A 19,912-nucleotide genomic window follows, 5' to 3' on the forward strand; every position below is an offset into this window, starting at 1 on the left:
CGCTTGGGCTGTGGGAGCAAAGCTTGCTCGCGAAACAGGCGCCTCGATTCTGCAAGACCGCATCGCGTCCATCGCGGGCAAGCCTTGCTCCCACATAGCGGGAGCAAGCTCCCTCGCCACAAAAGCTGCCTGGCCCTCGCTGAGCGTATAGCCTTCAATTAAAACCAACCTATTCATATTCCTAAAAGTTAGTTCAAAAATAATTTATACGCGATTAGGGTATATATACCGGACCACCGGACATTCTTGATTTTTGCTCGCCGCATTCATCGCGGCGTTTCTTGAGATGTGAGGTGGATATGGAACGGAACACAATCACCCCAGCGCAGTATGCCAAGGCGCTGCCCGCAGCCACGGAGTGGCTGTAATGTCGGATCTGGCGCAAGCAAAGGTCCAGAGCGACCTGGATATCGCTCCGCTGCTGTTGCCCGCACAGGTGTTGCGCAACGATGCCGAGGCGATCAAAGCCGCCCACGAACTGGCACAGGTCGCCCGTCAACAAGCCGCGCGTCGTGACCAGCAACGCAAGCTGCCCTGGGCGGAAATCGAGCAGTTCACCCGCAGCGGACTGGGCAGCATCGCCATCCCCCGGGCATACGGCGGCCCGCAGGTTTCGTTCGCCACCCTGGCCGACGTGTTCGCAATTATTTCCGCCGCTGACCCGGCCCTCGGGCAGATTCCGCAAAACCAGTTCGGCGTGCTCCAACTGATTCTCGGCACCGGCACCGAACGGCAGAAAAAAATCCTCTTGCAGAGCGTGCTCGAAGGCTGGCGCATCGGCAACGCCGGGCCGGAACGCGGCACCCGCCATACCCTTGAACTCAAGGCCCGGATCACCGCCGACGGTGACGGCTTCATCATTAACGGCCAGAAGTTCTATTCCACCGGAGCACTGTTTGCCCACTGGGTCGCGGTCAAGGCATTGAATGACGAAGGGCGGCAAGTGCTGGCGTTCGTGCGGCGCGGCAGCCCGGGCCTGCGGATTGTCGACGATTGGTCGGGCTTCGGCCAGCGCACCACGGCCAGCGGCACCGTACTGCTGAACAATGTACGGGTGGATGCCGAATTGGTTCTGGACAACTGGCGCATCAACGAAACGCCCGGGGTGCAAGGGGCGATTTCCCAACTGATCCAGGCCGCCATCGATGCGGGCATCGCCCGTGGCGCCATCGACGACACGATTGCCTTCGTACGCGAACGCGCCCGCCCCTGGATCGACGCCAAGGTCGACCGAGCCAGTGACGACCTCTACGTAATCGCTGACATCGGCAAACTGAAAATCGAATTGCACGCCGCCGAAGCTTTGCTGCGCAAGGCCGGACAGGTGTTGGACCAGGTCAGTGCCGCCCCCATCACGGCGCAATCGTCCGCCCGCGCTTCGATTGCCGTGGCCGAAGCCAAGGCGCTCACCACCGAGATCGCCCTGCAGACCAGCGAAAAACTCTTCGAACTGGCCGGCAGCCGCGCCACCCTCGCCGAATTCAACCTTGATCGCCACTGGCGCAACGCCCGGGTCCACACCCTGCACGATCCGGTGCGCTGGAAATATCACGCGATAGGCGCCTACCACCTGAACGGCACCTTGCCGGCCCGACACTCCTGGATCTGACAACCCGACCTCTGGAGCAGCACATGACGCTTTCTCAACACGTCGCGGTGATCACCAGCGATGAACAAGCCCTGATCGTGGCCAGTGACCTGGCCGATGACTTCAAACGCGACAGCGCCTTGCGCGACCGCGAGCGCCGCTTGCCGTATCCGGAACTGGAGGCCTTCTCCCGTTCTGGCCTGTGGGGCATCAGCGTGCCCAAGGCCTATGGCGGCGCCGGTGTTTCCAATGTCACCCTGGCCAAAGTGATCGCCTTGATTTCCCAGGCCGACGGCTCGCTGGGACAGATCCCGCAAAATCATTTCTACGCCCTGGAAGTGCTGCGGGTAAACGGCACTCAAGCGCAAAGACAACGCCTGTATGCCGAAGTGCTCGCCGGCCAGCGCTTTGGTAACGCCCTGGCCGAACTTGGCACCAAGACCGCCCACGACCGCATCACCCAACTGCGCCGCGACGGCGAGGGCTATCGCATCAACGGCCGCAAGTTCTACGCCACGGGGGCGATCTACGCCCAGCGCATCCCCACCTCGGTGGTGGATGAAAACGGCGTGCAACAGTTGGCGTTCGTCCCTCGCAACAGCCAAGGCCTGACGGTGATCGACGACTGGAGCGGTTTCGGCCAGCGCACCACCGGCAGTGGTTCGGTGGTGTTCGAAGACGTGTATGTCGCCGCCGACGACATCGTGCCCTTCCAGAGCGCCTTCGAACGCCCCACACCCGTGGGGCCGCTGGCGCAGATACTTCACGCCGCCATCGACACCGGCATCGCCCGCGCCGCCTACGAAGACGCCCTGCATTTTGTCCGCAATAAAACCCGCCCCTGGATTGACGCCACCAGCGATGTCGCCACCGAAGATCCCCACACCCTCAAGAGTTTCGGCCAACTGAGCATCCGCCTGCACGCCGCCGAAGCCCTGTTGGAACGCGCCGGTGAATTCCTCGACCGGGCCCAGGCCGACACCCGGGCCGACACGGTCGCCGCCGCCTCGATTGCCGTGGCCGAAGCCCGCGCCATCAGCACCGAGATTTCCCTCGCCGCCGGCAGCACGCTGTTCGAATTGGCCGGCAGCCAGGCGACCCTGGCCGAGCATGGCCTCGACCGCCACTGGCGCAACGCCCGGGTGCACACCCTGCATGACCCGGTGCGCTGGAAATACCACGCCGTAGGCAACTTCTACCTCAACGATGAAAAACCGCCGCTGCGGGGGACGATCTGATGGCGGCCGGGAAGAAAAAAATCCTCCTCAATGCGTTCAACATGAACTGTATCGGGCACATCAATCATGGCCTGTGGACTCATCCCGAGGACACGTCGACCCAGTTCAACACCCTCGAATATTGGACCGCCCTGGCGCAATTGCTCGAGCGCGGATTGTTCGACGGGCTGTTCATCGCTGACATCGTCGGGGTCTACGACGTGTATCGACAGTCGGTGGACGTCACGCTCAAAGAGTCGATCCAACTGCCGGTCAATGACCCGCTGCTGCTGGTCTCGGCGATGGCCGCCGTCACGAAGAACCTGGGTTTCGGCCTCACCGCCAACCTGACCTACGAACCGCCCTACCTGTTTGCCCGGCGGATGAGCACCCTCGATCACCTGAGTCGCGGCCGGGTCGGCTGGAACATCGTCACCGGCTACCTGGACAGCGCCGCCAAAGCCATGGGCCTGACGGCGCAAGTCGAGCATGACCGTCGCTACGACCAGGCTGACGAATACCTGCAAGTGCTCTACAAATTGTGGGAGGGCAGCTGGGAAAACGACGCGGTCATCAACGACCGCGAGCAGCGCATTTATGCCCGGCCGGAGAAAGTCCACAAGGTCCGCCACCAAGGCGAGTTCTACCAGGTCGAGGGTTATCACCTTTGCGAGCCCTCGCCCCAACGCACGCCGGTGCTGTTCCAGGCTGGCAGCTCCGAGCGCGGTTTGTCGTTCGCCGGGCGGCATGCCGAGTGCGTGTTCATCAGCGGCCAGAACAAACCGGCGACCAAGGTGCAGGTGGACAAGGTCCGCGCCAGCGCCATCGAGGCCGGGCGCAACCCCGGGGACACCAAGGTGCTCATGGGCCTGAACGTGATCGTCGGCGAGACCGAAGCGGCCGCCTGGGCCAAGCATGCCGAGTACCTGAGCTACGCCAGCGCCGAGGCCGGCGTGGCGCATTTTTCCGCGTCGACGGGCATCGATTTTTCCCAGTACGAACTGGACGAACCGATCCAGTACGTCAAGAGCAACGCCATCCAGTCCGCCACCAAGACCTTGCAGAACAACGACTGGACCCGGCGCAAATTGCTCGAGCAACACGCCCTGGGCGGTCGCTACATCACAGTGGTGGGTTCACCCGAGCAAGTGGCCGACGAGCTGGAGTCCTGGATCGCCGAAACCGGCCTCGATGGCTTCAACCTGACCCGCATCGTCACGCCGCAAAGCTACGTGGACTTCATCGACCTGGTGATCCCCGAGTTGCAGCGACGCGGCTCGTACAAGACTGAATACGACAACGGCACCCTGCGCGAAAAACTGTTTCACGCAGAGGCCCATCTACCCAAGCAACACACCGGTTCGACTTACCGGCACTGACCCTGGGGCTACCGACACTGACCCTGTGGGAACAAGGCACTGTGGGAGCAAAGCTTGCTCGCGATGCAGACACCTCGTTTTCTGGAGACCGCATCAATTTCATCGCGGGCAAGCCTTGCTCCCACATAGCTCTGTTCGCCAAAAAATATGCACCTCCCCCTAAATGACTGGAATAACCGACATGACCAAACACTTCCTCACCCTGCCAGTCAAAACCCTGGCCCTGGCCCTCGGCCTGTTCAGCTCGGCGCTGTTTGCCGCCGACGCACCGCTGAAAATCGGTACCACCGCCGCCTTCGCCATTCCCCTGGAAGCAGCGGTCGAAGAAGCCGGCAAGCAAGGCCTGAAAGTCGAGCTGGTGGAGTTCAGCGACTGGATCGCGCCCAACGTCAGCCTCGCCGCCGGTGATATCGACGTGAATTACTTCCAGCACATTCCGTTCCTGGAAAATGCCAAAGCTGCCGCCGGGTTCGACCTGGAGCCCTTCGCCCCGGGGATCATCAACAACGTCGGCCTCTATTCGAAAAAATACAAAAGCTTCGACGAACTGCCCAAAGGCGCCAGCGTCGCCATCGCCAACGACCCGATCAACAGCGGTCGCGGCCTGCAATTGCTGGCCAAGGCCGGGTTGATCAGCCTCAAGCCGGGCGTCGGCTACAAGGCCACCGAAGACGACATCGTCGCCAACCCGAAGCAACTCAAGATCCTGCAAGTCGAAGCCGTGCAACTGGTGCGCGCTTATGAAGACGCCGACCTGGTGCAGGGCTACCCCGCCTACATCCGCCTGGCCAAGACTTTCGACGCCAGTTCCGCCTTGCTGTTCGACGGCCTCGATCACAAGGAATACGTGATTCAGTTCGTGATCCAGCCCAAGAGCAAGGACGACCCGCGGCTGATCAAGTTCGTCGACATCTACCAACACTCGCCCGCCGTGCGCGCCGCCCTGGACAAGGCCCATGGCAAGCTCTATCAAGCCGGCTGGGAAGGCTGACATGAGCGCCGTCAACGCTCGACTCCGCCACGAAGCCCCAGCGCCACAAAGCGCTGGCCAGACCGAACTGCACCCGGAGCTGAACCGCGCCCACGTACGTTTCATCGGCCTGGGCAAGACCTACAACGGCGCCCAGGGCCCGGTGGCCGCGTTGCAAGGCATCGACCTGGCGATCCAGCACGGCGAGGTCTTCGGCATCATCGGCCGCAGCGGCGCCGGCAAGTCGTCGCTGATCCGCACCATCAACCGGCTCGAACAACCCACCAGCGGCCGGGTGTTGATCGACCGAGTGGACATCGGCGAATTCGATGAGGACCGCTTGGTGGAACTGCGTCGACGCATCGGCATGATCTTCCAGCACTTCAACCTGATGTCGGCCAAGACCGTCTGGCAGAACGTTGAACTGCCGCTGAAAGTCGCCGGCGTGCCCAAGGCGCAGCGCCAGCGCAAAGTCCGTGAGCTGCTGGAACTGGTGGGCCTGCAAGGCAAGCACCAGGCCTATCCGGCACAGCTTTCCGGTGGGCAGAAGCAACGGGTGGGGATTGCCCGGGCGCTGGTGCATGACCCGCAGATCCTGTTGTGCGACGAGGCCACCTCGGCCCTGGACCCGGAGACCACCCAATCGATCCTCGGCCTGCTGCGCGAGATCAACCAGCGGTTGGGCCTGACCATCGTCTTGATCACCCACGAGATGGCAGTGATTCGCGAGGTCTGCGACCGGGTGGTGGTGCTCGAACAAGGACGGATCGTCGAGCAGGGACCGGTCTGGGAAGTTTTCGGCAACCCGCAACATGACGTCAGCCGGACGCTGTTGGCGCCGTTGCAACATGCCATCCCGGAAGAACTGCAAAGCCGCCTGCAGGGGCAGCCGCCGTCGGCGGAGGCGGCGACGGTGCTGCGCCTGCAATTCACCGGCGCTGGTCATGATGAAGTAGACCTTGCCGCCTTGTTCGGTGCCCTCGGTGGGCGGGTGCGCTTGCTGCACGGCGGCATCGAACGGATACAGGGCCACGGGCTGGGGCAATTGCTGCTGGCCGTGAGCGGTTCGTCGTGGGGAGCCGAGGAACTGCGCCAACGAGCGGGCAATTGGGCGCAACGGGTGGAGGTACTGGGGTATGTGGTTTGATCGGTTGTTGCAGGGTTTCATCGACACGTTCCTGATGGTCGGCGTGTCGTCGTTGATCGCATTGCTGGCGGGCATACCGCTGGCGGTGATCCTGGTCACCAGCGGCAAGGGTGGGATTTATGAAGCGCCGGTCTTGAACAAGGCCCTGGGCGCGTTCGTGAACTTGTTCCGCTCGATACCGTTCCTGATTCTGATGGTGGCACTGATCCCGTTCACCCGGCTGATCGTTGGCACGACTTACGGGGTGTGGGCCGCGGTCGTACCGCTGACCATCGCCGCCACGCCGTTCTTCGCCCGCATCGCCGAAGTCAGCTTGCGAGAGATCGACCATGGCCTGATCGAAGCGGCCCAGGCCATGGGGTGCCGACGCTGGCACATCGTCTGGCATGTGCTGCTGCCCGAAGCCCTGCCGGGCATCGTCGGCGGTTTTACCATCACGTTGGTGACCATAATCAACTCCTCGGCCATGGCCGGAGCGATCGGTGCCGGCGGCCTGGGCGACATTGCCTACCGTTATGGCTACCAGCGTTTCGACAGCCAGATCATGCTCACAGTGATCGTGTTGCTGGTGGCGCTGGTAGCGGTGATCCAATTGGGCGGTGACCGCCTGGCACGAGGCTTGAACAAACGCTGACCTGTGGGAGCGGTTGACTTGTGGGGGCAATCCAACCTGTGGGAGCAGTTCAGCCTGTGGGAGCAGTTCAGCCTGTGAGAGCAGTTCAGCCTGTGAGAGCAGTTCAGCCTGTGGGAGCAAAGCTTGCTCGCGACGAACGATAACGCGATCTCCTGACAAGTCGAGGCGTTCGCATCGCGAGCAAGCCTTGCTCCCACAGCCCCCTCACAGGGCTGAGGGTGGGATGCTTTAGACCGCCATCGGCGCGGTCATCGGTGCATGGTGCTGGTAGCCTTCGAGGGAGAAGTCGCTCGGCTCGACCAGCTCCAGCCACTCAGGCTGATACACGCCGGTCTTGGCAAACTCCGGCACGCGCTCGGAAATCACCAGCTTGGGCATCGGGAACGGCTCGCGGGTGAGCTGTTCGTTGAGCATGTCCAAGTGGTTTTCGTAGACGTGGGCATCGCCGATGAAATAGGTGAACCAGCGCGGCGTGTAGCCGGTCAGGCGGCCGATCAGGCTCAGCAGCGCCGCGCCTTCGGTGAGGTTGAACGGCGTGCCCAGGCCCAGGTCGTTGGAGCGGATGTAGAGGGTCAGGGAAATTTCCTTGGTCTCGACATTCGGGTGGAACTGGTAGAGCAGATGGCACGGCGGCAGGGCCATTTCATCGAGCTGGGCGCAGTTCCAGCCGTGGAACAGGATACGCCGGCTGCCCGGGTCCTTGATGATGGTGTCGACGCACTGGCGAACCTGATCGATGGCCTTGTACAGCACCACATAGGCCTGGCCGTTTTCTTCGCCCTCGGCGATCCGCCGGTAACCCTGGGCCAGCGTCTGCTCGATGGCCGCCGGGTTGCTCAGGGGGATCTGCTTGTAAGCGGGCCACTTGCGCCACTGCACGCCGTAGATCTCGCCCAGGTCGTCTTCGCCCTGGCGGAACGGGTTGGCCAGCCATTGGGCGTTTTCGTTGGCGTTCTGATCCCAGACCTTGCAGCCCAGGGCACGGAACTCGGCGGCATTGTTCACGCCACGCAGGAAACCGCACATCTCGCCGATGGCCGACTTGAAGGCCATCTTGCGGGTGGTAATGGCGGGAAAGCCTTCCTTCAAGTCATAGCGCAGCATGGCGCCAGGGAAGCTGATGGTGTTCACACCGGTGCGGTTGGCTTGTTTGGTGCCGTTCTTGATGACGTGGGCCACCAGATCGAGATATTGCTTCATGGGTTACCTGTGTCCTTGAACCCGGGGCCGACGCCCCGGGGTTCGAATTTTAAACCTTGGCCGCCGCAGCCGGCGCGCGATGATAAGCCAGCCAGATCAGCGCCAGGCCACCGATGATCATCGGCAGGCACAGCACCTGGCCCATGGTCAGCCAGTTCCACGCCAGATAGCCGAGCTGGGCATCCGGGACGCGGACGAACTCGACGATGAAACGGAAGATGCCATAGAACAGCGCGAACATGCCCGACACCGCCATGGTGGGTCGCGGCTTGCGCGAGAACAGCCAGAGGATCAGGAACAGTGCCACACCCTCGAGGGCGAACTGGTACAACTGCGACGGGTGGCGCGGCAACTGCGCCGGGTCGCTGAACGGCGGGAAGATCATCGCCCAGGGCACGTCGGTCGGCTTGCCCCACAACTCGGCATTGATGAAGTTGCCAATGCGCCCGGCGCCCAAGCCGATCGGCACCATTGGCGCGACGAAGTCCATCAGCTCGAAAAACGATTTGTTGTTGCGCTTGCCGAACCACAACGCCGCCAGCATCACGCCGATGAACCCGCCGTGGAACGACATGCCACCCTTCCAGACTTCGAAGATCAGCGTCGGGTTGGCCAGGTAGGCGCTCAGGTCATAAAACAGCACGTAGCCCAGGCGTCCACCGACGATTACGCCCATGGACAACCAGAACACCAGGTCGGAGAGCTTTTCCTTGTTCCAGGTCGGGTCGAAGCGGTTGAGCCGTCGCGACGCCAGCCACCAGGCGCCGCCGATGCCGATCAGGTACATCAGGCCGTACCAGTGGATTTTCAGCGGGCCGATAGCCAGGGCTACCGGATCGATCTGCGGGTAAGGCAGCATTGATATTCCTCGTAAACGTCAAAAATACCCGGGCGACGCTGCCACCGCGGGATTAAGCCAGGATTGCGTCAGAACAGAAAACTCAAGCCCACGCAGAATAGCAAGGCGGCGAACAACCGCTTGAGCAAGCGTGGTGACAGCCGATGGGCCAGCCGTGCGCCGAAACGGGCGAAAACCATGCTGGTCAAGGCGATGCCCAGCAGCGCCGGCAAATACACAAAACCGAGACTATGGGCCGGCAGCAACGGATCGTGCCAGCCCAGAATCATGAAACTTAACGCACTGACCAGGGCGATCGGCAAGCCGCAGGCCGATGATGTCGCCACCGCTTGTTGCATTGGCACGCTGCGCCAGGTCAGGAACGGCACGGTCAGCGAACCGCCACCGATGCCGAAAATCGCCGAGGCCCAGCCGATCACCGTGCCGGCCACGGTCAGCCCGGCCTTGCCCGGTACGGTGCGGCTGGCGTTGGGCTTGAAGTCCAGGGCCAGTTGCACGGCAACGATCAAGGCGAACACACCAATGATTTTTTGCAGGTGCGGGCCGGAAATCGCTTCGGCAGTGATCGCGCCGAAACCGGCACCGATCAGGATGCCAACGGTCATCCAGGCGAATATCGGCCAGCGCACAGCGCCTTTGCGCTGATGCTCGCGCACGGCATTGACCGAAGTGAAGATGATCGACGCCAGGGACGTACCGACGGCCAGGTGCGTCAACACCTGCGGATCGAAGCCCTGTAGGGTGAAACTGAACACCAGCACCGGGACGATGATGATCCCGCCCCCCACGCCGAACAACCCGGCCAGCACGCCGGCACAGGCGCCGAGTAGCAGATAGAGCACAAATTCCACCAGTGTGTCCCCGCCCATCCCCGAAATAAGAGCGGCATGGTAACGGATCGAGGGGCTTGGGCTCTACTGAAGGCGATGGATGCCGGGGCGATGTGTGAGTAGAGTGGCTGGAAACACTCGGGTGTCTGCATCACGACACCGGATGGCGAACCGCTGTTGTGGCGAGGGAGCTTGCTCCCGCTGGAGTGCGAAGCACTCCCGAAAAAGCCAGGGTGATCGGTCTGACAAGCCTGGCCCTTGGATTTGGGCTACTTCGTAGCCCAGCGGGAGCAAGCTCCCTCGCCACAAAAACAGTGTCGTTCAGCTTCATTTTTAAACAGGACAACCTGATGTGCCTGATCGTATTTGCCTGGCGCCCCGGCCACGCCCTGCCGCTGATCGTGGCGGCCAACCGCGACGAGTTCTACGCCCGGCCGACCTTGCCCCTGGCCCAATGGCCTGACGCGCCCGATGTGCGTGCCGGGCGCGATCTCGAAGCCGGCGGCACTTGGCTGGGCATCGGCGCCGAGGGGCGCTTTGCCGCGCTGACCAACATTCGCGATCCGGGCCAGTTGCCGGCCTTCAAGTCCCGCGGTGAGTTGGTGGCGCGGTTCCTCACCGGGAATCTGTCGATTGCCGACTACCTGAGCGAAGTCGTGCCTCGCGCTGGCGAGTACGGTGGCTTCAACCTGTTGCTCGGCGACGGTGCCGAACTGTGGCATTACAACGCCCGCGATACCCGGCCGCAGCAATTGGCCGAGGGGGTCTATGGCGTGTCGAACGCTGGGCTGAACACGCCATGGCCCAAGTTGCTCAAGGCCCGGTTGGCGCTGGAGGAGGTGCTGGACGATCCGCAACCCCAGGCCTTGTTGGCGCTGCTGAATGACCCTCAACCCGCGCCCGTGGCGGAACTGCCTGATACGGGGGTGGGAGTCGCGACCGAGATGTTGCTATCGAGTGTGTTCATTGCCAGTCCGGCTTATGGGACGCGAGCGAGTACGGCGCTGATTGTCCATGCCGATGGGACGCGACAGATGGTCGAGCGCAGTTTCGGGCCCCATGGGGGGCATTTGGGGGAGGTGGAGATCAGGACCTAGTTCGGTGGCACCAGGACTGGCCCCTTCGCGAGCAGGCTCGCTCCCACAGTAGACCTCCAGTGAACACCTATATTGTGAACAACCGAGATCCACTGTGGGAGCGAGCCTGCTCGCGAAAGGGGCGCCGCAGGTCTAGAGCGTTTTGTTGGAAGCCGGATTGATCATCCGCGCCAACCCAAGGTTCTTCAGCGCCAGTTGCAAGGAACTATGAATCACCTGCGGGTTGTCGATGGTCATCACTTCCGCCAGCAGTTCCTGGGCCTTGCTGAGGTTGATCTGGCGCAGCATCCACTTCACTTTCGGCAAGTTGGTGGCGTTCATCGACAAACTGTCGAACCCCATCGCCATCAGCAGCACCGCGGCCGCCGGGTCGCCGGCCATTTCGCCGCAGATACTCACCGGCTTGCCTTCGGCATGGGCGTCACGCACCACATTCTGCAAGGCTTGCAGCACCGCCGGGTGCAGGTAGTCGTACAGGTCGGCGACCCGTGGGTTGTTACGGTCGACGGCCAGCAGGTATTGGGTCAGGTCGTTGGAGCCCACCGACAGGAAGTCCACCTGCCGCGCCAGTTCCTTGGTCTGGTACACCGCAGCCGGAATCTCGATCATCACCCCGACCGGTGGCATCGGCACGTCGGTGCCTTCGTCGCGGACTTCGCCCCAGGCCCGGTGGATCAGGTGCAGGGCTTCTTCCAGTTCATGGGTGCCGGAGATCATCGGCAACAGGATGCGCAGGTTGTTCAGGCCTTCGCTGGCCTTGAGCATGGCTCGGGCCTGGACCAGGAAGATTTCCGGATGGTCGAGCGTCACGCGGATGCCGCGCCAGCCGAGGAACGGGTTGTCTTCCTTGATCGGGAAGTAGGACAGGGACTTGTCGCCGCCGATGTCCAGGCTGCGCATGGTCACCGGTTGAGGGTGGAACGCGGCCAGTTGTTCGCGGTAGATCGCCAGCTGTTCCTTTTCGCTGGGGAAGCGCTGGTTGATCATGAACGGCACTTCGGTGCGGTACAGGCCCACGCCCTCGGCCCCACGCTTCTGCGCCCGTGCGACGTCGGCCAGCAGGCCGGTGTTGACCCACAAGGGCATGCGGTGACCATCGAGGGTGATGCACGGCAGGTCCCGCAGCGCATCCAGGCCCAGGGACAGCTGCTTTTCTTCCTCCACCACATCGGCGAACTGCTTGCGCAGCACGTCGCTGGGGTTGGTGTAGACCTCGCCGTGGTAGCCGTCGACGATCATCTGGATACCGTCGACCTTGGAATACGGCAGGTCCACCAGGCCCATCACCGTCGGGATGCCCATCGCCCGGGCCAGGATCGCCACGTGGGAGTTGCCCGAACCCAGTACCGAGACCAGGCCCGCCAGCTTGCCTTCGGGCACTTCGCCGAGCATGGCCGGGGTCAGCTCTTCACTGACCAGGATGGTGTTGTCGGGGTAGACCAGGGTCTGCTGGCGCTCCTGCTGCAAGTACGCCAGCAACCGGCGGCCCAGGTCCTTGACGTCCGAGGCGCGTTCGCGCAGGTAGGCGTCGTCCATCAATTCGAAACGGTTAACGTGGTCAGTCACCACCTGGCGCAGCGCGCCCTGGGCCCACTGGCCGGTCTTGATGACGGTGGTCACTTCGCTGCCCAGGGAGGCATCGTCCAACATCATCAGGTAAACGTCGAACAGCGCGCGCTCTTCGGGACGCAACTGTGTCGCCAGCTTGGCCGACAGGGCCCGCATGTCGGCACGCACGCCTTCGATGGCGGTCTTGAACAAGCCCAGTTCGGCATTGATGTCGGCGACGGTCTTGTCCGGCACAACGTCGAGGTCGGCGGGCGGCAACATGACCACCGCCGTGCCCACTGCCGCCCCCGGTGAACCCGGCACACCGACGAACTTCGCTTCCTGGATGCCCTTGCCCTGGCGGCCGAGGCCGCTGATCGAGCCAGTGGCCTCGGCGTGGGCGATAACCCCGGCCAGTTGCGCGCTCATGGTCACGAGGAAGGCTTCTTCACCTTCGTCGAACTGGCGGCGTTCTTTTTGCTGGATGACCAACACGCCGACGACGCGGCGGTGGTGGATGATCGGTGCGCCAAGGAACGAGGCATAACGCTCTTCACCCGTTTCGGCGAAGTAGCGGTAGCGCGGGTGGTCCGCGGCATTTTCGAGGTTCAGGGGTTCTTCGCGCGTGCCGACCAGACCGACCAGGCCTTCATTGGGCGCCATGCTGACCTTGCCGATGGAGCGCTTGTTCAAGCCCTCGGTGGCCATCAGCACGAAACGATTGGTCTCGGGGTCCAGCAGGTAGACCGAGCAGACCTGGCTGCCCATGGCCTCTTTGACGCGCAATACAATAATCCCCAACGCCGCCTTGAGATCCTTGGCGGAGTTAACTTCCTGGACGATCTTGCGCAGCGTATTGAGCATGGCTCGGGGTCGAACTCCGTCGTCAGTCGCGCGTCAGCAGGCGCGGGGCAAGCTCTTTGAGGGCGCGTCGGTACACCTCGCGCTTGAATGTCACCACCTGGCCCAACGGATACCAATAGCTGACCCAGCGCCAGCCATCGAACTCCGGTTTACCGGTCAAATCCATCCGCACCCGCTGCTCGTTGGAGATCAGGCGCAGGAGAAACCATTTCTGCTTCTGGCCGATGCACAGCGGTTGGCTGTGCGTCCTGACCAAGCGTTGCGGCAAACGATAGCGCAACCAGCCTCGGGTGCAGGCGAGTATTTCGACATCTTCTCGCTCAAGCCCCACTTCTTCATTCAACTCGCGGTACAAGGCCTCTTCCGGCGTCTCCTGGGGGTTGATCCCACCCTGGGGAAACTGCCAGGCGTCTTGATTGATACGGCGTGCCCATAGCACCTGCCCAGCATCATTCGTAAGAATGATCCCCACATTGGGACGGAAACCATCGGGATCGATCACGGCAACAACCTCGCAAACGCATGTCGCCGCATTGTTCCACAAAGGTTGTGAAAGCAGCAACGAGCGTCCCTAGCTTATGTGCACTCTTGTGAAAAGTCCGTATTCTGGACGCCTTTCTTCAGATTTTTCAGCGAGTAACTGCAATGCGGCTGGCTTTATTCGACTTGGACAACACATTGCTGGGCGGCGACAGCGACCACGCGTGGGGCGATTACCTGTGCGAGCGCGGTTTCCTGGACGCCGTCACGTACAAGGCGCGCAACGATGAGTTCTATCAGGATTACCTGGCCGGCAAGTTGGACAACGCCGCCTACCTGAACTTCTGCCTGGAGATTCTCGGTCGTACCGAGATGGAAGTGCTGGCCCAATGGCACTTGGACTACATGCGCGACTGCATCGAGCCGATCGTGTTGCCCCAGGCCATCGAACTGCTGAAGAAGCACCGTGACGCCGGCGACAAGCTGGTGATCATCACCGCCACCAACCGCTTCGTCACCGCGCCGATTGCCGAGCGCCTGGGCGTCGAAACCCTGATCGCCACCGAGTGCGAGATGATAGATGGGCGCTACAGCGGGCGCAGCACGGATGTCCCGTGCTTTCGCGAGGGCAAGGTGACCCGGCTGAACCGTTGGCTGGAAGAGACCGGATACTCGCTCGACGATAGCTACTTTTATAGCGATTCGATGAACGACTTATCGTTGCTGGAGTTGGTGACGCATCCGGTGGCGGTGGATCCGGATCCGAATCTTCGGGCCGAAGCTGAGAAGCGGGGTTGGCCGGTCATCAGTCTGCGTGGCTGAAATAGCTTTCGCGAGCAGGCTCGCTCCCACAGGGATTTTGTGAGCAACGCAAATCCAGTGTGGGAGCGAGCCTGCTCGCGATGGGGCCAGCGCGGTCCCGAGTCTTAAACCGGCTTGGCCCCCATCAACCCCGCAATGGCGACAAAGCAGACAACACTGAACAGCGCCAGGACAAAGGTAAATTTCCCGCCGCCCCCCGCCGACTTGCGCAGTTTGTTCAGCCGCACCAGCAGCCAGAACCCCGCCAGCGCCGCCAAGGTGTAGAGCACGCTGGAAGCCAGCAGCCAGGTCTGCCCCAGTGGCCAGCCGACTTGATGAACCATCCACCAGCCAGTGAAGGGCAGGCTCGCCAGCGCCAGGATCATGACCAGCCAGATGAACAGTCGCGGACGTTGCAGCGTGCGCGCAGCCGCCGTGGCGTCGCCGTTGCGGCGCGTGCGCCAGACCCAGACGGCCAGCCCCAAGGCACCCACCAGCAGTAATACGGTGGCGATGCCGTGGGCGATCTTCAGTGCGGTCAATGTTTCCATGGGTTCGATTCCCTTAAGTCTTGCTCACAGCCTAGCCCGGCTTTATCAACCCAGGAACAACTGATAGGCCGGGTTATCGCTTTCATCCCAGTACGGGTAGCCGATTTCTTCCAGAGCGGCCGGGACCAGGTGGCGCTCATCGTGCGGCACCTGTAGCCCAGCGACCACACGGCCGTCCGCCGCGCCATGGTTACGGTAGTGGAACATCGAGATGTTCCAGCGCCCACCCAGCTTGTTGAGGAAGTTGAACAGCGCCCCCGGACGCTCCGGAAATTCGAAGCGCAGCACCACTTCGTCGATGACATGGGCCGCATGCCCGCCGACCATGTGACGGATGTGCAACTTGGCCAGTTCGTTGTCGGTCAGGTCCAACACCGGAAAACCTTGTTCGGTCAGGCTGGCGATGAGCGCGCTGCGCGGGTCGTTCTCCGGGTGGGTCTGCACGCCGACGAAGATGTGCGCTTCGCTGCCGGTGTTGTAGCGATAGTTGAATTCGGTGATCTGGCGCTTGCCGACCGCTTCGCAGAACGCCTTGAAGCTGCCCGGCTTCTCGGGGATGGTCACGGCGATGATCGCTTCGCGGCCCTCGCCCAGCTCGGCGCGCTCGGCGACATGGCGCAAGCGGTCGAAGTTGACGTTGGCGCCGGAGTCGATGGCCACCAAGGTCTGGCCGCTGATGTTTCGTGACTCGACGTATTTCTTGATCCCGGCCACGCCGAGGGCGCCGGCAGGCTCGGTGATCGAGCGGGTATCGTCGTAGATATCCTTGATCGCAGCACAGATCTCGTCAGTGCTGACGGTGATCACTTCGTCCACGTGGTGCTTGCAGATATCAAAAGTGTGCTGGCCAATCTGTGCCACGGCAACGCCGTCGGCGAACAGTCCCACGGTCGGCAGCACTACGCGCTCGCCCGCGGCCATGGCCGCTTGCAGGCAGTTGGAGTCGTCCGGTTCGACGCCGATGATCTTGATGTCCGGGCGCAGGTATTTCACGTAGGCCGCGATCCCGGCAATCAGCCCGCCGCCGCCCACCGGGACGAAGATCGCATCCAGGCGCCCCGGGTGCTGGCGCAGGATCTCCATCGCCACGGTGCCCTGCCCGGCAATGGTATGGGGATCGTCATACGGGTGGATGTAGACGTAGCCCTTTTCGTCGACCAGTTTCAGCGAATAGGCCAGGGCTTCGGGAAACGAGTCACCGTGTAAAACCACCTTGCCGCCACGGGAGCGCACGCCTTCGACCTTGATTTCCGGCGTGGTCTTGGGCATCACGATGGTGGCCTTGACCCCCAGCACCTTGGCCGCCAGGGCCAGGCCCTGGGCATGGTTGCCCGCCGAAGCCGTGACCACGCCGCGTGCGCGTTCTTCTTCGCTGAGCTGGGTCAGCTTGTTATAGGCCCCGCGAATCTTGAACGAGAACACCGGCTGCAAGTCTTCACGCTTGAGCAAGATGCTGTTGCCCAGCCGCTCGGAGAGCTGGCGAGCGGTCTGCAGCGGCGTTTCTACGGCAACGTCGTAAACGCGCGAGGTGAGGATCTTTTTGACGTACTGTTCAAGCATCGGAAAGCATCACTGAGCGGGTTGGGCAGGGCCAAGGAGTCTAACCCGGCTTTTGGCTGGGCGACCACACGATTAAGGCACTTTGAGCGCAGAAACCCCCGTGGCGAGGGAGCTTGCTCCCGCTGGGTCGCGCAGCGACCCCCTTCGATATGCGGTAGACATCAATCACGACTGCTTCGCAGCCGAGCGGGAGCAAGCTCCCTCGCCACACGGGCTCGGTGCCAATCAGGCAATGACCAGGGCCCTTTCGGCGCCTATAATGCCGGCCTTTCGTTCTCTCTCGGCACCTTCGGAGCCCGCATGACCCAGGATCAACTCAAACAGGCCGTGGCCCAGGCCGCCGTCGACCTCATCCTCCCGAAGCTGGATGACAAGAGCGTCGTCGGGGTCGGCACCGGCTCCACGGCCAATTGTTTCATCGACGCGCTGGCGCAACACAAGGGCGCATTCGATGGCGCAGTCGCCAGCTCCGAAGCGACAGCTGCGCGCCTCAAGGGCCACGGGATCCCTGTGTACGAACTCAACACCGTCAGCGACTTGGAGTTCTACATCGACGGCGCCGATGAAAGCGACGCGCACCTGAACCTGATCAAGGGCGGCGGCGCGGCCCTGACCCGCGAGAAGATCGTCGCGGCGGTGGCCAAGACCTTCATCTGCATCGCCGATGCCAGCAAGCTGGTGCCGGTGCTCGGCGCGTTCCCGTTGCCGGTGGAAGTTATCCCCATGGCCCGTAGCCATGTAGCCCGCCAACTGGTGAAACTGGGCGGCGACCCTGTGTATCGCGAAGGCGTGCTGACCGATAACGGCAACATCATCCTGGATGTGCACAACCTGCAGATCACCAACCCGGTGGAACTGGAAAGCCGGATCAACGCCATCGTCGGCGTGGTCACCAACGGTTTGTTCGCTGCGCGTCCGGCGGATGTGCTGTTGCTGGGGACTGCTGATGGGGTGAAGACCCTGCGGGCTGAGTAAGCCTGGGGTCTAGTGATCTGAATTCGAACCCTGTGGGAGCGGGCTTGCTCGCGAATGCGGTGTGTCAGTTGGCACATATGTATCTGATACACCGCATTCGCGGGCAAGCCCGCTCCCACATGGGCTCTGCGCCAGGCCAGGATCAAGGCTATGGCTTCTTGAACACATAGAACAAATTCGGCTCGCTCACCAGGTACAGGGTGCCATCGTCGTCCATGGCGAGGCCTTCGGCCTGGGGCACGGTTTTTTGCAGGCCCTGGCCGCCCTTGCTCAACGACAGCGTGCTCAACGGCCGCCCGTCGATATCCAACTCGATAATCAACCGCGACTCATCGGACAGCGCCAGCAAATGGCCGCTGCGTTCATCGTATTGCAGGCTTGAAAGGTCGCGCACGAACAGCCCGGCATCGCGCTTGGGGTTGTTGATCACATGAACTGCGTAGGACTTTTCCGGATTGAGGTGGGGAAACCCATGCACTTCATAAATCAGCATCGGGTCGCGCTCCTTTGCCACGAACAGGCGTTTGCCCACCGAGTCGTAGGCCAACCCTTCGAACCCCTTGTTGCCGCTCATGTGTACACCGAGGGTCATTTGCTCGGCATCGGCGGCGTCGAGGTATTGGGTGTCGGCGTCCAGGTGAATCTTGATCAGGCGTTGCTGGCGCTCGTCAGTGATGACGTATGTGTCTTCGCTGATGAATTCCACCGCCTCAGGGTCGCCAAAGCCGATCAGGGCGATGCGCCGTAAAATCTTGCCGTCCAGAGACAGCTCGATCAGCTCGGCGTTTTTATTGGTGACGGTGAACAGGCTCTTGCGGATAGGATCGAACGTCAGCGCGGAAACGTCATCGTCCAGCCCCTCGATCACCTGCGCCTCGACCGTGACCCGGTATTGGTCCAAGGCGATGGTCGTTTCGCTGATGGGTTTCCAATAGCTGTTGAGGTTGAACCAGGCGCGCTCGAACAGGCGCAGGTGCTGGCCGGCGGCGATCAGGAGGATCAACGCCAGCGTCAGCAGTATCAGGATCAAGGGTTTGGGGCGGGCGAGTCGACGCATGTTGGGGTGGGCTCGGATAAGAACAGGTGAGTGGAAATACCACGGCTGCCTGAACTGAAACTTAATGGCTGTGTGCCACACCCTACAACGAAGGAAGACTTTTCCTACAGAGTTAGTACTGTCAGCGCTGTTTTTCGAAACGATAGAACAGGTTCGGCTCGCTGACCATGTACAGATTGCCGGCCTCATCGACGGTGACACCTTCAGCACGAGGGATCGTGTCTTTCAGGCCGTTGAAGCCGCCCAGCAAGGTCATGAAACTGACCTGCTCGCCTTTTTCGTCCAATTCCAGCAGCAGGTGAGAGTCGGCCGAAAGCACCAGCGTATGGCCAGTGCGCGGATCGATCGCCAATGCCGAGAGATTGCGCAGGTCCAGTTCATTGCTCACATGAATCTGCTTGTCGCCCTTGAGCAACTGGCTGCCGTCGCTTTTCCAGGTGAACAACGCCGGCGGGCGCTCTTCGCCGAGCACCAGCTGCTGGTTGCGCGGGTCCCAGGCAACCGCTTCGAACCCTTTGTTCTGGTTCTGCGAGGCACCCAGGTCGTAGTGGGGAAAGTCAGTGCTGTTCAGTTCGCGGGTGTTGGCATCCACCTGGACGATCGACAGTGTGTGATTGCGCTCGTCGGTAATGGCCAGCAGGCCATTGGTCATATAGGCCACGCCTTCAGGGTTGCTCCAGCCCACCAAGGGCATCTTGCGCAGCACGTCGCCCTGCAGGGTCAATTCCACCAGGAACGGGTTCTTGCCCATGACGGCGAACAAGGTCTTGGTCTGTGGGTTATAGGCCACATCGGACGCCTCGTCCTTCTCCATGTCCGGCAACGGCTTGGCGTCGATCACGGCGCGATAGTCCGGCAACCAGATGCTTTCCTGGCGCTCGGCCGGGCTCTGGAAATGCTCCGATAGCCAAAGCAGGCCGCGGTCATCCCAATGCATCGCAAACGCTAGCCCATAGGCTGCGGCCATTGCCAGCAGTGACCACGCATACCAGGGCAGGGCGAAGCGAGAGCGGCGGGCAGGTTTGGCGGCAGGCAGTGCTTGGGTTTTGGCCATCAGGGAATGCGTTCCGGAAAGTTCGGCTAGGGGAGTGGCTGGCTCAGATGCCGCATTCCCCGGAATTATCCGGATGGCATGTGAAAAAAACGGTAAATGAC

At 62.0% G+C, this 19,912-nt stretch carries 18 protein-coding genes; 9 read left to right on the plus strand and 9 right to left on the minus strand.

Going from position 1 to position 19,912, the window contains the following annotated elements:
- The first annotated feature begins 367 nt into the window (after window positions 1-367).
- The 6 genes from J3361_RS21195 (at window position 368) to J3361_RS21220 (ending at window position 6,935) form a co-directional block, all read left to right on the plus strand.
- Window positions 368-1,609 carry an SfnB family sulfur acquisition oxidoreductase gene (locus J3361_RS21195; protein WP_207966171.1) on the plus strand — a complete coding sequence of 414 codons (1,242 nt, stop codon included), beginning with the start codon at window positions 368-370 and terminating at the stop codon, window positions 1,607-1,609.
- A 23-nt stretch (window positions 1,610-1,632) separates the two neighbouring features.
- Window positions 1,633-2,826 (plus strand): SfnB family sulfur acquisition oxidoreductase, encoded by a 1,194-nt coding sequence (locus J3361_RS21200; RefSeq protein ID WP_207966172.1) that lies wholly within the window; start codon window positions 1,633-1,635, stop codon window positions 2,824-2,826.
- Window positions 2,826-4,184, plus strand: a complete 1,359-nt coding sequence (locus J3361_RS21205) for an LLM class flavin-dependent oxidoreductase (protein WP_207966173.1) — start codon at window positions 2,826-2,828, stop codon at window positions 4,182-4,184. The genes J3361_RS21200 and J3361_RS21205 overlap by 1 nt, the downstream gene beginning before the upstream one ends.
- 181 nt (window positions 4,185-4,365) lie before the next feature.
- Window positions 4,366-5,175, plus strand: coding sequence for a MetQ/NlpA family ABC transporter substrate-binding protein (locus J3361_RS21210; RefSeq protein ID WP_207966174.1), 810 nt, complete (start codon window positions 4,366-4,368; stop codon window positions 5,173-5,175).
- Window position 5,176: 1 nt separating this feature from the next.
- Entirely contained in the window at window positions 5,177-6,301 is a 1,125-nt protein-coding gene (locus J3361_RS21215) for an ATP-binding cassette domain-containing protein (protein WP_207966175.1), read from the plus strand.
- Window positions 6,291-6,935 carry a methionine ABC transporter permease gene (locus J3361_RS21220; RefSeq protein WP_207966176.1) on the plus strand — a complete coding sequence of 215 codons (645 nt, stop codon included), beginning with the start codon at window positions 6,291-6,293 and terminating at the stop codon, window positions 6,933-6,935. Before J3361_RS21215 ends, J3361_RS21220 begins: the two co-directional genes overlap by 11 nt.
- Before the next feature lie 228 nt (window positions 6,936-7,163).
- Here the strand turns inward: J3361_RS21220 and J3361_RS21225 are convergent, their stop codons facing one another.
- From J3361_RS21225 to J3361_RS21235, 3 genes are all read right to left on the minus strand, one after another.
- Window positions 7,164-8,135, minus strand: coding sequence for a thymidylate synthase (locus J3361_RS21225; protein ID WP_207966177.1), 972 nt, complete (start codon window positions 8,133-8,135; stop codon window positions 7,164-7,166).
- A 49-nt stretch (window positions 8,136-8,184) separates the two neighbouring features.
- Window positions 8,185-8,994 (minus strand): prolipoprotein diacylglyceryl transferase, encoded by an 810-nt coding sequence (gene lgt / locus J3361_RS21230; RefSeq protein ID WP_053117240.1) that lies wholly within the window; start codon window positions 8,992-8,994, stop codon window positions 8,185-8,187.
- A gap of 68 nt (window positions 8,995-9,062) precedes the next feature.
- A complete protein-coding gene (locus tag J3361_RS21235) occupies window positions 9,063-9,845 on the minus strand; it encodes a sulfite exporter TauE/SafE family protein (protein WP_207966178.1) in 783 nt (260 codons plus the stop codon).
- 329 nt (window positions 9,846-10,174) lie between these two features.
- Here J3361_RS21235 and J3361_RS21240 point away from each other — a divergent pair, with 329 nt between their 5' ends.
- Entirely contained in the window at window positions 10,175-10,921 is a 747-nt protein-coding gene (locus tag J3361_RS21240) for an NRDE family protein (RefSeq protein WP_207966179.1), read from the plus strand.
- 132 nt (window positions 10,922-11,053) lie between these two features.
- On the opposite strand, the gene ptsP is transcribed toward J3361_RS21240, so the two are convergent.
- A complete protein-coding gene (gene ptsP / locus J3361_RS21245) occupies window positions 11,054-13,333 on the minus strand; it encodes a phosphoenolpyruvate--protein phosphotransferase (protein ID WP_186707334.1) in 2,280 nt (759 codons plus the stop codon).
- A gap of 22 nt (window positions 13,334-13,355) precedes the next feature.
- On the minus strand, window positions 13,356-13,835 hold the full coding sequence (locus J3361_RS21250) for an RNA pyrophosphohydrolase (RefSeq protein WP_003186867.1): 480 nt from the start codon (window positions 13,833-13,835) through the stop codon (window positions 13,356-13,358).
- Between the two features lie 143 nt (window positions 13,836-13,978).
- On the opposite strand from J3361_RS21250, the gene J3361_RS21255 reads away from it, so the two are divergent.
- Complete coding sequence (locus tag J3361_RS21255; protein WP_207966180.1) at window positions 13,979-14,635, plus strand: HAD family hydrolase; 657 nt, start codon at window positions 13,979-13,981, stop codon at window positions 14,633-14,635.
- Between the two features lie 104 nt (window positions 14,636-14,739).
- On the opposite strand, the gene J3361_RS21260 is transcribed toward J3361_RS21255, so the two are convergent.
- Window positions 14,740-15,165, minus strand: coding sequence for a DUF2269 family protein (locus tag J3361_RS21260; protein ID WP_207966181.1), 426 nt, complete (start codon window positions 15,163-15,165; stop codon window positions 14,740-14,742).
- Between the two features lie 45 nt (window positions 15,166-15,210).
- On the minus strand, window positions 15,211-16,725 hold the full coding sequence (ilvA, locus tag J3361_RS21265) for a threonine ammonia-lyase, biosynthetic (protein ID WP_207966182.1): 1,515 nt from the start codon (window positions 16,723-16,725) through the stop codon (window positions 15,211-15,213).
- A 300-nt stretch (window positions 16,726-17,025) separates the two neighbouring features.
- On the opposite strand from ilvA, the gene rpiA reads away from it, so the two are divergent.
- Entirely contained in the window at window positions 17,026-17,700 is a 675-nt protein-coding gene (rpiA, locus tag J3361_RS21270; protein ID WP_207966183.1) for a ribose-5-phosphate isomerase RpiA, read from the plus strand.
- Window positions 17,701-17,848: 148 nt separating this feature from the next.
- Here rpiA and J3361_RS21275 read toward each other — a convergent pair whose 3' ends face one another.
- The gene (locus J3361_RS21275) at window positions 17,849-18,757 is read right to left on the minus strand and encodes an SdiA-regulated domain-containing protein (protein ID WP_207966184.1); all 909 of its coding nucleotides are present in this window, start codon (window positions 18,755-18,757) and stop codon (window positions 17,849-17,851) included.
- Between the two features lie 121 nt (window positions 18,758-18,878).
- Window positions 18,879-19,811: an SdiA-regulated domain-containing protein gene (locus J3361_RS21280; RefSeq protein ID WP_207966185.1), complete on the minus strand. Its 933-nt coding sequence runs from the start codon at window positions 19,809-19,811 to the stop codon at window positions 18,879-18,881.
- Window positions 19,812-19,912: the final 101 nt, after the last annotated feature.

The organism is Pseudomonas sp. OA65 (assembly GCF_017498305.1).
GTDB classification, from domain to species: domain Bacteria; phylum Pseudomonadota; class Gammaproteobacteria; order Pseudomonadales; family Pseudomonadaceae; genus Aquipseudomonas; species Aquipseudomonas zanjanensis.